This window comes from Sphaerisporangium sp. TRM90804 (assembly GCF_029846175.1).
Classification (GTDB): Bacteria; Actinomycetota; Actinomycetes; order Streptosporangiales; family Streptosporangiaceae; genus Sphaerisporangium.
In genome coordinates, this window is sequence record NZ_JARWAC010000031.1 from 151,597 (window position 1) to 163,665 (window position 12,069).

The window sequence follows — 12,069 nt, forward strand, 5'->3', positions numbered from 1 at the left end:
CCGAACTGTTACGCGACTGCTACACAGCGGTGAGCCAGGGGTTTCGTTTCAGATATTTTGCGGCTTCTAGGATTATTTCCTGCCCTATGTCGTAAATATCGGTTTCCGCAGGGCCTCTCCGGGACGACGGCCTCGATGTAGCAGGATGTGGCATCACCATCGTCACGACCCACAGGCAGGAGGAGGGGCCGCGCGCGGCGTGAGCCGGACGGCACGGCCCGGATCCCCGATGACCGATCTGCTCTTCCGGGGCGGCCGCGTGTTCACCGGCGCGCCCCGCTCCCCCGCCGCGGGCGGCCCCGGCCCGGACGGCGAGGTGACGGCCGTGCTGGTCCGCGACGGGCGCGTCGCCGCCGCCGGGGCCGAGGCCGACGTCGCGCCCCTGGCACGCCCCGGGCACGACACCGTCGACCTGGCCGGGAGGCTGCTCGTCCCCGGGTTCACCGACGCGCACATCCACCCGATCCAGGCGGGACTCGAACGGGCCGGATGCGACCTGGCCGAGGTCTACGGCCTGCCCGCCTACGTCGAGAAGATCGCCGCGTACGCGGCCGCGCACCCCAGACGTGCGTGGATCGACGGCGGCGGCTGGGACATGTCCGCCTTCCCCGGCGGCCTGCCGCACCGCCGCCAGCTCGACTTCCTCGACCGGCCCGCCTACCTGATCCAGCGCGACCACCACGCGGCCTGGGTGAACGGCCGCGCCCTGGAGCTGGCCGGGATCACCGCCGCAACCCCCGACCCCGCCGACGGCCGCATCGAGCGCGACGCCGACGGCACGCCGACCGGCGTGCTGCACGAGGGCGCGATGGACCTTGTGGGCCTGCTCACCCCCCGCCCCACCCCCGCCGACCTGGACGCCGCGCTGATGGACGCCCAGGCGCACCTGTTCTCGCTCGGCATCACGGGCTGGCAGGACGCGATCGTCGGCTCGTACGCCGGCTCGGACGACAACCTGCCCGCGTACGTGTCGGCCGCGGCTTCGGGCCGGCTCAGGGCGCGGGTGGTGGGCGCCCTGTGGTGGGACAGGGCCCGCGGCGCCGAGCAGATCGAGGAGCTGGTCGATCGCCGCGCCCAGGCCCAGGGGGTCTTCTCCGCCGGATCGGTGAAGATCATGCAGGACGGCATCGCCGAGAACCTCACGGCCGCCGTCATCGAGCCCTACTGCGGCTGCGGCCCCGACCAGCGCGGCCTGTCGTACGTCGAACCGGCCCTGCTGAAGAGCCACGTCGCCGAGCTGGACGCGCTCGGGTTCCAGGTGCACTTCCACGCCATCGGCGAGCGCGCCGTCCGCGAGTGCCTCGACGCACTGGAGGGCAGCACGCCGGCCAACCGGCACCACATCGCCCACCTGCAGATCGTCGAGCCGTCCGACGTCCCGCGCTTCGCCGCGCTGGGCGTGGCCGCCAACCTGCAGCCGCTGTGGGCCACCCACCACCTGCAGATGGACGAGCTGTGCATCCCCTTCCTCGGGCGGGAGCGCACCACGTGGCAGTACCCGTTCGCCGACCTCGTGCGCACCGGGGCACGGCTGTGCGCGGGCAGCGACTGGCCGGTTTCCTCCGCCGACCCCCTGCAGGGCATGCACGTGGCGGTCAACCGCACCGAGCCCGCGGGGTCGGTGCACGCGGGCTACCCGACGGCGCAGACGCCGTTCCTGCCCGCGCAGCGCCTCGACCTGGCCACGGTGATGGCGGCCTACACGTCAGGTTCGGCCTGGGTGAACCACGACGACGAGGCGGGCGTCATCGCCGCGGGCAACCGCGCCGACCTGGTGGTGCTCGACCGCGACCCGTTCACGCTGCCGGCCGGGGACATCTGGGCCACCCGGGTGGCCATGACGCTCGTCGGCGGCGAGCCGGTCTACGAGAGGGCCTGAGCCGCCCGGAGAAGCCGGCAGGCCCCCGCCGACGGCGGGGGCCTGCTCACGTGCTCGGGCGCTGAGCCGCCCGGACGCCGCTCACCAGGGCGAGCGGTTGTTGCGCAGTCTTTCGAGCGCTTCGGCGAGGATGGCGGCACCGTCGGTGTCGCTGCGCCGTTCCTTCACGTAGGCCAGGTGCGTCTTGTACGGCTCGTTGCGCGGCGGCGCGGGCGGCGCCGACTCGTCCTGACCCGCGGGCAGCCCGCAGCGCGGGCAGTCCCAGTACTCGGGGACGGCCGCGTCGCTGGCGAAACTCGGGCGTGTCTCGTGCATGTTGGCGCACCAGAACGAGACCCTGACTCGAGGGGCCGCCTCGCCACGCTCGGCCTCTCCCATCGGACCGGCGCCGACACGGCTACCACGGATGGCGTTGCCACTACCCACGGATGAACTCCTCGCTTGATCGCCCGCCTCGGGGCGGGAAAGAATCTCTGTCAGTCTGCCCGGAGGGCGCTACGGCTTGAGCAACAGCCCCAGCGCGATGATGCAGACAAGCCAGAGCGCGCCGGTGATGACCGTGAGCCGGTCGAGGTTCCGCTCCACCACCGACGATCCGCCGAACGACGAGGTGAATCCGCCGCCGAACAGATCGGAAAGGCCACCGCCCTTGCCCTTGTGCAGCAGCACGAGCAGCACCATGAGCAAGCTCGAGAGAATGAGGGCGACCGAGATTCCGATAATCACCGTTGACCTGTTTCCGTGTGATACGCGCCGCAGCGCGACCTGACCTGCACGTGCATCGTCGGCTGACGATTCAGAGTTGCCTCTTGAGGGTACGTCGTCCTGTCAACTCGTACCTCCCAAACAGCTCAGCTAGCCTGACTTTTCGCCAAAGCGACAGATTCCAACGAATTCGGCCGGGTCGAGGCTCGCGCCGCCGACCAGGGCGCCGTCGACATCCGGCTGCGCCATGATGCCGGCGATGTTCCCCGCCTTGACCGATCCACCGTAAAGGATACGGACGGCCGCGGCCACTTCGCCGTCGTACAGCTCGGCGAGTCGCGCGCGGATCGCCCCGCAGACCTCCTGGGCGTCGTCGGGCGTGGCCACCTCGCCGGTGCCGATCGCCCATACCGGCTCGTAGGCGACGACCAGCGATCTGGCCTGGTCGCTCTTCACGCCGGTCAGCGCGGCGTCGAGCTGGGAGAGCGTGTGGGCGACCTGCTCGCCGGCCTGCCTGACCGGCAGGCCCTCGCCCACGCACAGGATCGGCGTGAGCGAGTGACGGAAGGCCGCCTGGACCTTGAGGTTGACCTGCTGGTCGTCCTCGGCGTGGTACTGCCGCCGCTCGGAGTGGCCGGCCAGCACGAACGTGCAGCCGATCTTGGCGAGCATCGCGCCGGACACCTCGCCGGTGTAGGCGCCGCCGTCGTGCACCGACACGTCCTGCGCGCCGTACACGATGCGCAGCTTGTCGCCGTCGACGAGGGTCTGCACGCTGCGAAGGTCGGTGAACGGCGGGATCACCGCCACCTCGACGCGGTCGAAGTCCTTGTCGGTGAGCGTGAACGCCAGCTTCTGCACCAGGGCGATGGCCTCAAGGTGGTTGAGGTTCATCTTCCAGTTGCCCGCCATCAGCGGCTTGCGGCCGGCGCTCATCGGACCCGCTCCGCCGGGGCGGGGGGAACCTGCAGGGTCGTCATCAGTCGCTCAGTCCTTCAGGGCCGCGAGTCCGGGGAGGGTCTTGCCCTCAAGGTATTCCAGGCTGGCGCCGCCGCCGGTGGAGATGTGGGAGAAGCCGTCCTCGGGCAGGCCGAGCTTGCGGACGGCCGCCGCGGAGTCGCCGCCGCCGACGACGGTGAAGGCGTCCGCCGCGATGAGCGCCTCGGCCACGGCACGGGTGCCGCCGGCGAAGGCGTCGAACTCGAACACGCCCATCGGGCCGTTCCAGAAGACGGTGGCGGCGTCGGCCAGCTTGCCGGCGAACAGCTCACGGGTCTTGGGGCCGATGTCGAGGCCCTCGCGGTCGGACGGGATCGCCGTCGCCTCGACCACCTCGTACTCGGCGTCCTCGGCGAACTCGGTGGCCGCCAGCACGTCGACCGGCAGCACGAGCTCCACGCCGCGCTTGTCGGCCTCGGCGATGAAGCCGCGGACCTGGTCGAGCTGGTCCTTCTGCAGCAGCGAGTTGCCGACCTCGTGGCCCTGGGCCGCCAGGAAGGTGTACGCCATGCCGCCGCCGACGACCAGGCGGTCGACCTTGCCGAGCAGGTTGGCGATCACGCCGAGCTTGTCGGACACCTTGGCGCCGCCGAGCACGACGGCGTACGGCCGCGCGGGCTCCTCGGTGAGCCGCTTCAGCACCTCGACCTCGGCCACGATGAGACCGCCGGCCGCGTGCGGGAGCCGCTTCGGCACGTCGTAGACGCTGGCGTGCTTGCGGTGCACGGCGCCGAAGCCGTCGCCGACGTAAAGCTCGGCCAGCTCGGCGAGCCTGCCGGCGAACGCCTCGCGCTCGGCGTCGTCCTTGGACTCCTCGCCCGGCTCGAACCGGAGGTTCTCCAGCAGGGCGACCTCGCCGTCGGCGAGACCCTGCGCGATCTCACGCGCGGAGTCGCCGACGACGTCGGAGGCGAACCGGACCGGCCGCCCGAGCAGCTCGCCCAGGCGGGCGGCCACCGGGGCCAGCGAGAACTCCGGCGCCACCTTGCCCTTGGGCCGGCCCAGGTGGGCGCACACGATCACCCGCGCGCCGCGGTCGGCGAGCGCGGTGATGGTGGGGACCGAGGCGCGGATGCGGCCGTCGTCGGTGATGACGTCCCCGTCGAGGGGAACGTTGAGGTCGGCGCGTACGAGCACGCGCCGACCCGTGACGTCCAATGAGTCGATGGTGCGCATCAGAGCCGCGAACCCACCAGCGTGATGAGGTCGCCGAGGCGGTTGGAGTAGCCCCACTCGTTGTCGTACCAGCCGACGACCTTGACCTGGTTGCCGATCACCTTGGTGAGCCCGGAGTCGAAGATGCAGGAGGCCGGGTCGGTGACGATGTCGGAGGAGACGATCTCGTCCTCGGTGTAGGACAGGATGCCGCGCAGCGGGCCCTCGGCGGCGGCCTTGATCGCGCCGTTGACCTCCTCGACCGTGGTGTCACGGCTGAGGGTGACGGTGAGGTCGGTGACCGAGCCGGTGGGGATCGGCACCCGCATCGCGAAGCCGTCGAGCCGGCCCTTGAGCTCGGGCAGGACCAGGCCGATCGCCTTGGCGGCGCCGGTGGAGGTCGGCACGATGTTCAGGGCGGCGGCGCGGGCGCGGCGCAGGTCCTTGTGCGGGCCGTCCTGCAGGTTCTGGTCCTGGGTGTAGGCGTGGATGGTGGTCATCAGGCCCTTCTCGATGCCGAAGGTGTCGTTGATCACCTTCGCCATCGGGGCCAGGCAGTTGGTGGTGCAGGACGCGTTGGAGATGATCGTGTGGGCCGACGCGTCGTACTTGTCGTCGTTGACACCCATGACGATGGTGATGTCCTCGCCCTTCGCAGGAGCGGAGATGATCACCTTCTTGGCGCCGTTCTCGGCGTGCACCCGGGCCTTGGCGGCGTCGGTGAACAGGCCGGTGGACTCGACGACGACGTCGACGCCGAGGTCGCCCCAGGGCAGCTTGGACGGGTCGCGCTCGGCGAACGCCTTGATCGCCTTGCCGTCGACGGTGATCTCGTCGGCCGAGCTCTTCACCTCGTACGGCAGGCGGCCCAGGATGCTGTCGTACTTCAGCAGGTGGGCCAGCGTGGCGTTGTCGGTGAGGTCGTTAACCGCGACGACCTCGATGTCCTTACCGCTGGCCGCTACGGCTCGCAGAAAATTGCGGCCGATGCGGCCGAAGCCGTTGATGCCTACGCGGATGCTCACGGAACCAGAACTCCTCGGAGGTCGTGCGCCGGCTCGTGCCGGCGGCGTGGCGGGCGTTAAACCTCACACAACCCTACCGGTTGCCGATTGGTGTAGACCACGTGGATCTCCCGTTACCCCGGCGGCCGCGGGCGCGCCGGCGTCATGCCTGCCCAGGGCCGTGATCACGGCGATCACGGCGCGAGCATGTCGGCGGTGAGATTGGCGTCAGTGGTGGCGATGCCGAGGTCGGCGGCGCGCTTGTCGGCCATGGCGAGCAGCCGCCGGATGCGGCCGGCGATGGCGTCCTTGGTCAGCGGCGGGTCGGCGATCTGCCCCAGTTCCTCCAGGGACGCCTGCTTGTGCTCCACCCGCAGCCGGCCGGCGATCACCAGGTGCTCGGGGGCCTCGTCGCCGAGGATCTCCAGCGCCCGCTGGACCCGCGCCCCCGCGGCCACCGCGGCCCTGGCCGACCTGCGCAGGTTGGCGTCGTCGAAGTTTGCCAGGCGGTGCGCGGTCGCGCGCACCTCACGGCGCATGCGCCGCTCCTCCCAGGCCAGCACGCTGTCGTGGGCGCCGAGGCGGGTGAGCAGCGCGCTGATCGCGTCGCCGTCCCTGACCACCACGCGGTCGACCCCGCGCACCTCACGCGCCTTGGCGTGGATCTTCAACCGCCGTGCCGCGCCGACCAGCGCGAGCGCGGCCTCCGGGCCCGGGCAGGTGACCTCCAGCGACATCGAGCGCCCCGGCTCGGTCAGCGAGCCGTGGGCCAGGAAGGCGCCCCGCCAGGCCGCCTCGGCGTCGCACGTCGCCCCGGACACCACCTGGCGCGGCAGCCCGCGCACGGGACGGCCGTGGTTGTCGATCAAACCGGTCTGCCGGGCCAGGGCCTCGCCGTCGCGGTACACCCGCACGACGTACCGCGACCCCTTGCGCAGGCCGGCGGGCGCCAGCACCATCACCTCGGCCTTGTGCCCGAACACCTCGCCGACATCCTTGATCAGACGCCGGGCGGTGACGTTGGTGTCCAGCTCCGCCTCGATGACGATACGCCCGCCCACGAGGTGCAGCCCGCTCGCGAACCGCAGCAACGTCGAGACCTCCGCCTTGCGGCAGCAAGGCTTCAGCACCGCCAGCCGGCTCAGTTCGTCCTTCACCACACCCGTCATGGCCATGTGCGTGTGTCCTCCCCCGTTCAGACCCGTCTCATGGTCGGAAGCCGCCTCGTCGTGCCGGTGATCGTGATGCTCACTCGCCGCCGGTGCATCGGCCCCCGGCAAGTCTCTCGCACACCGTGGGCGCGCTGACCAGGATCAACGCTTCCCACGGAAAATCTCGTCCAGGACCGGGGCAAGCCGTCGTGCGTCGTGCCTGGGGGAGCCGTCGGGGGCCGCGACGTCGGCCAGGACCAGGCGCGCGCCGAGCGCGTCGGCGGCCTTCTCGAGCTCGGCGCGCTCCCCCACCACGCTGTGGTCGGCCAGCACGACGTCGACCGTCAGGCCGGGCGCGTGGTCGCGCAGCACCTGCAGGTGCTTCTCGGCGGAGAAGCCGTCGGTCTCACCGGGCTGCGGCGCCATGTTGAGCGCGACCAGCCGCCGGGCTCCGGTGTCGTGCAGCGCCTCGGCCAGGCGGGGCACCTTCAGGTGCGGCAGCACGCTGGTGAACCACGACCCCGGGCCGAACACCAGCCAGTCGGCCGAAAGGACGGCGTCGACCGCCTCGGAGCAGGCCGGCGGGTCGGCGGGCACCAGGGAGATCGCCTGGACGTTGCCGGGCGTGCTCGCGCAGGCGACCTGGCCCCTGACGACGGTGATCACGCCGTCGAGCTCGACCTCGGCCTCGATGTCGATCGGCACCGACGCCATCGGCAGCACGCGGCCGTGCGCGCCGAGCAGGCGCCCCACCCAGTCGAGCCCGGCCACGGGGTCGCCGAGCAGCTCCCACAGGGCCACGATCAGCAGGTTGCCCACGGCGTGGCCGTGCAGGCCGCCCTCGCTGCGGAAGCGGTGCTGGACCACCCGGCTCCAGGTCTGGCCCCAGTCGTCGTCACCGCACAGCGCGGCGAGCGCCATGCGGAGATCACCCGGGGGGAGGACGCCGAACTCGCGCCGCAGCCGGCCGCTGGACCCTCCGTCGTCGGCCACGGTCACCACGGCCGTCAGCTCCTCGGTGACCCTGCGTAACGCCGACAGCGACGCGTACAGGCCGTGCCCGCCGCCGAACGCCACGACCCGGGGAACGTCCTTCTCCACCTCTGAGCCCGCCCACCCGGAGGGCTCGGCCCTCCACCCGTTGCCCGGCACTCCCCCGGCCGCCATACGCCCCACGCCATCGGACCGCGCCCCGCGGACCGAATCATCACCGTAAGGGCGCCCCTCACCGTCCACGTCGCCATCCCCGCCGGGGCGCGCCTCACCGTCCGCGTCACCGCCGCCTGGGCGCGCCTCACCGTCCAGGGCACCGCCGCCGCCAGGGCGCACGTCACCGTCCCAGTCGCCATCGCCACCGGGGCGCGCCTCACCGTCCGCGTCACCGCCGCCTGGGCGCGCCTCACCGTCCCGTTCGCCGTCGCCGCCGGTCGGCGCCTCCGCGCCCGGGCCGTCGCCGACGCGCCCTTCCGGGACCCCGGGCGGGCTCACGCGCCGGGCCGGGCCGGAGGGCGGCCGTTCAGCCTCGCTCACTCCCGGCCCACATCCCGATGGCTCACCTGCACTTCCATGCCCCGATCACGCAATCGGGCGCCGATCTGCTCGGACATGGCCACGCTGCGGTGCTTGCCGCCGGTGCAGCCCACGGCCAGCGTGGCGTACCCCTTGCCCTCGCGGACGTAGCCGGCCGCCACGACGCCCAGCACCTCCTCGTAGGCGTCGAGGAACTCCTTGGCGCCGGGCTGGTTGAGCACGTACTCGCGCACCGGCGCCTCCAGCCCGTTCATCGGGCGCAGCTCGGGCACCCAGTGCGGGTTGGGCAGGAACCGGCAGTCGACCACCAGGTCGGCGTCGACGGGCAGGCCGTACTTGAAGCCGAACGACACCACGTTGACCCGCAGACCGGGACGGTTCTCGCCGCCGAAGAACGAGACGATCTTGCCGCGCAGCTCGTGGACGTTGTGCGAGGAGGTGTCGATGACGAGGTCGGCGTTGGCCCGGACCTCCCTGAGGATGCCGCGCTCCCTGGCGATGCCGTCGACCAGGCGGCCCTCGCCCTGCAGGGGGTGCGGGCGCCGGACGTTCTCGAAGCGGCGGACGAGCTCCTCGTCGCTGGCCTCCAGGAACACCACCCGCACGTCGAGGCCGCGGGCCTCCAGCTCCTCGATGGCGCTGTTGAGGTCGGTGGTGAACGCCAGACTGCGCACGTCGACCACCGCGGCGACCTTGTCGGTGGCGAGGTTGACCCGCCCGGCCTCCTGCGCCATCGCGAACAGCATGCCCGGCGGCAGGTTGTCGATGACGAACCAGCCGAGGTCCTCCAGGGCCTTGGCCGCCGTGCTGCGCCCGGCCCCGGACATGCCCGTGACCACCACGAACGCGGTGGCGCCGTCGCCGCTCCCCCCGGTGTGCTCGGTCACGTGCCCTCCCCCTTCAGCGCGGCGACGATCGCCTCTGCCGTTGAAAGCCCGATGCCGGGAACCTCGCGGATCTCCTCGGCGGTCGCTCCCCGCAACCGCTTGACCGACCCGAAATGTCGCAGCAGGGCCTGCTTGCGGGCCGCCCCCAGCCCGCGAATCTCGTCAAGAGCGCTCTCTTTAAGAGATTTCGCCCGTTTTGATCGATGGTAGGCGATCGCGAATCGATGCGCCTCATCGCGAACCCTCTGAAGAAGATAGAGCGCCTCGCTGGTGCGGGGCAGGATGACAGGCTGGTCGTCGCCGGGCAGCCAGACCTCCTCCAGCCGCTTGGCCAGCCCGCTGACCGCGACGTCGTCCACACCGAGCTCGTCGAGCGCCCGCCGGGCCGCCGCCACCTGCGCGGGGCCGCCGTCGACGACGACGAGGTTCGGCGGGTAGGCGAACTTGCGGGGCTTGCCGGTCTCGGGGTCGATCGGCTCGGGGTCGAGCTCGCCGCTGGTCGACCGCTCCTCCAGGTAGCGCTTGAACCGGCGGCAGACGACCTCGTAGATCGAGGCGACGTCGCCCTGGCCGGCCACGCCCCTGATCGCGAAGCGGCGGTACTCGCTCTTGCGCGCCAGGCCGTCCTCGAACACGACCATGGAGGCCACCACGTCGTCGCCCTGGAGGTGGGAGACGTCGTAACACTCGATGCGCAGCGGGGCCTGGTCGAGGTCGAGCGCGTCGGCGATCTCCTGGAGGGCGCGGCTGCGGGTGGTGAGGTCGCTGGCCCGGCGCAGCTTGTGCTGGGCGAGCGCCTCCTTGGCGTTGCGCTCGACGGTCTCCATCAGCGACCTCTTGTCGCCGCGCTGCGGGACGCGCACCTCGACCCGGGCGCCGCGATGCTCGCTGAGCAGCTCGGCCACGGCGTCGTTCTCCGGCGGCAGGGCGGGGACGAGCACCTCGCGGGGCATCGCCTCGGGGGCGGCGTCGCCGTAGGTCTGCAGCAGGAAGTGCTCCATCAGGTCGCCGGGCGAGGCCTCCTCGACCTTGTCGACCACCCAGCCGCGCTGGCCGCGGATGCGACCGCCGCGCACGTAGAACACCTGGATGGCGGCCTCCAGCGCGTCGTCGGCGAGGGCGACGACGTCGCAGTCGGTGCCCTCGCCGAGCACGACGGCCTGCTTCTCCAGGGCGCGCTGGAGCGCCTGGACGTCGTCGCGCAGGCGGGCGGCCCTCTCGTACTCCTCGGCCGCGGCGGCCTCGCGCATCTCGCGCTCCAGCCGCTTGATGAAGCGCCCGGTGTTGCCGGCCATGAAGTCGCAGAAGTCCTCGGCGAGTGCGCGGTGCTCCTGCTCGCTCACCCGGGCGACGCACGGGGCCGAGCACTTGTCGATGTAACCGAGCAGGCAGGGCCGGCCGATCTGCCCGGCGCGCTTGAACACCCCGGCCGAGCAGGTGCGCACGGGGAAGACGCGCAGCAGCAGGTCGACGGTCTCGCGGATCGCCCAGGCGTGGGAGTAGGGGCCGAAGTAGCGGGTGCCCTTGCGCTTGGCCCCCCGCAGCACCTGCACCCGGGGGAAGCTCTCGCCCATGGTGACGGCCAGGAAGGGGTAGGACTTGTCGTCGCGGTACTTGACGTTGAAGCGGGGGTCGAACTCCTTGATCCAGGAGTATTCGAGCTGGAGGGCCTCGACCTCGGTGCCGACGACGGTCCAGTCGACGGCGGCGGCGGTGGCCAGCATGGTCTGCGTGCGGGGGTGGAGCCCGGCGAAGTCGGCGAAGTAGGAGTTGAGCCGCTGCCGGAGGCTCTTGGCCTTGCCGACGTAGACGACCCGGCCGCCTGCGTCACGGAAGCGGTAGACACCTGGGGACTCGGGGATCGACCCCGGCTCGGGCCTGAAACTCAGGGGGCTGTTCGCGGGTCTTGCCACACCGAAAGCCTATCCGGACCGGCCGACAGAAGAGGCGATCCGGCACTGGCCAGGGGGGAGGCCGGCCACCCGCCGGGGGCCCCGCGACGGATTCCGGCCGATCTTCCGAACGGCGCCCGGGCGGCGCCCCTCACCCCTCGCGACGCACCCGTCCGGCGGGGGCGCCGCCCGCCACGGCCCGACGGCCCCGGGGCGCCCGCGAACGCGTACGGGCGGCGACGCGCGAGGTCCGCGCGCCGCCGCCCGTACGCCGAGCCGGCCGGGCTCGCCGGGTCAGGCGAGCAGGATCGAGTCGCCCTCGACCGTGATCTGCTTCTCGGCCAGCGGCTCGGTGGCCGGGCCGTTTTGCACCGATCCATCCTTGGTGCTGAACTTGCTGCCGTGGCAGGGGCAGTTGATGGTGCCGCCGGACACGGAGCCGACGGGGCATCCCTGGTGGGTGCAGATGGCGCTGAACGCCTTGAACTGGCCGTCGTCGGTCTGGACGACGACGACCTCCTTGTCCTTGAAGATCTTGCCACCGCCCTTGGGGATGTCACTCGTCGCGGCCAGCTTGTTCGCGGAGTCGCCGGAGCCGCCGTCTTCCCCGGTCTCGCCCTCCGACGCCGGCGGCGCGGGTTCCGCGGGCTCCGTCTCGCCGCTCTGGGCCGTGGTCGACGCGCCGTATCCGCTACACGCGGTGAGCACCACGGCCAGCCCGGCGCCGCCGGCGCCCAGCATCGCCGCACGCCGCGTGGTTTCCGTCTCCGTCATATCAGCCTTCCTCAAGGTTCGTTATCACTGGCTACGGCTCATACCCGGACATGGTTCAGCATCCATCGCAGGTAACTCCGGAAGTATGGACGA

11 protein-coding genes are annotated in these 12,069 nt (G+C 71.7%); 1 reads left to right on the top strand and 10 read right to left on the bottom strand.

What is annotated here, in order from left to right; all coding sequences use genetic code 11:
• Positions 1 to 229: 229 nt before the first annotated feature.
• Positions 230 to 1,879: an amidohydrolase gene (locus PYR91_RS33030; protein WP_279786307.1), complete on the top strand. Its 1,650-nt coding sequence runs from the start codon at positions 230 to 232 to the stop codon at positions 1,877 to 1,879.
• Between the two features lie 81 nt (positions 1,880 to 1,960).
• Here the strand turns inward: PYR91_RS33030 and PYR91_RS33035 are convergent, their stop codons facing one another.
• The 10 genes from PYR91_RS33035 to PYR91_RS33080 form a co-directional block, all read right to left on the bottom strand.
• Positions 1,961 to 2,305 carry an RNA polymerase-binding protein RbpA gene (locus tag PYR91_RS33035; RefSeq protein WP_189163482.1) on the bottom strand — a complete coding sequence of 115 codons (345 nt, stop codon included), beginning with the start codon at positions 2,303 to 2,305 and terminating at the stop codon, positions 1,961 to 1,963.
• Positions 2,306 to 2,374: 69 nt separating this feature from the next.
• Positions 2,375 to 2,605, bottom strand: coding sequence for a preprotein translocase subunit SecG (secG, locus tag PYR91_RS33040; protein ID WP_279786311.1), 231 nt, complete (start codon positions 2,603 to 2,605; stop codon positions 2,375 to 2,377).
• 129 nt (positions 2,606 to 2,734) lie between these two features.
• Positions 2,735 to 3,520: a triose-phosphate isomerase gene (tpiA, locus tag PYR91_RS33045; RefSeq protein WP_279786313.1), complete on the bottom strand. Its 786-nt coding sequence runs from the start codon at positions 3,518 to 3,520 to the stop codon at positions 2,735 to 2,737.
• A gap of 51 nt (positions 3,521 to 3,571) precedes the next feature.
• Positions 3,572 to 4,759, bottom strand: a complete 1,188-nt coding sequence (locus PYR91_RS33050; protein WP_279786340.1) for a phosphoglycerate kinase — start codon at positions 4,757 to 4,759, stop codon at positions 3,572 to 3,574.
• Positions 4,759 to 5,763 carry a type I glyceraldehyde-3-phosphate dehydrogenase gene (gene gap / locus PYR91_RS33055; protein ID WP_279786342.1) on the bottom strand — a complete coding sequence of 335 codons (1,005 nt, stop codon included), beginning with the start codon at positions 5,761 to 5,763 and terminating at the stop codon, positions 4,759 to 4,761. The genes PYR91_RS33050 and gap overlap by 1 nt, the downstream gene beginning before the upstream one ends.
• 173 nt (positions 5,764 to 5,936) lie before the next feature.
• Complete coding sequence (gene whiA / locus PYR91_RS33060; protein WP_279786344.1) at positions 5,937 to 6,917, bottom strand: DNA-binding protein WhiA; 981 nt, start codon at positions 6,915 to 6,917, stop codon at positions 5,937 to 5,939.
• Positions 6,918 to 7,055: 138 nt separating this feature from the next.
• Positions 7,056 to 8,060, bottom strand: a complete 1,005-nt coding sequence (yvcK, locus tag PYR91_RS33065) for a uridine diphosphate-N-acetylglucosamine-binding protein YvcK (RefSeq protein ID WP_279786346.1) — start codon at positions 8,058 to 8,060, stop codon at positions 7,056 to 7,058.
• Positions 8,061 to 8,419: 359 nt separating this feature from the next.
• Positions 8,420 to 9,310, bottom strand: a complete 891-nt coding sequence (rapZ, locus tag PYR91_RS33070; RefSeq protein WP_279786348.1) for an RNase adapter RapZ — start codon at positions 9,308 to 9,310, stop codon at positions 8,420 to 8,422.
• On the bottom strand, positions 9,307 to 11,223 hold the full coding sequence (gene uvrC, locus PYR91_RS33075; protein WP_279786350.1) for an excinuclease ABC subunit UvrC: 1,917 nt from the start codon (positions 11,221 to 11,223) through the stop codon (positions 9,307 to 9,309). The genes rapZ and uvrC overlap by 4 nt, the downstream gene beginning before the upstream one ends.
• Positions 11,224 to 11,496: 273 nt before the next feature.
• Positions 11,497 to 11,976, bottom strand: a complete 480-nt coding sequence (locus tag PYR91_RS33080; RefSeq protein WP_279786351.1) for a Rieske (2Fe-2S) protein — start codon at positions 11,974 to 11,976, stop codon at positions 11,497 to 11,499.
• Between the last annotated feature and the right edge of the window lie 93 nt (positions 11,977 to 12,069).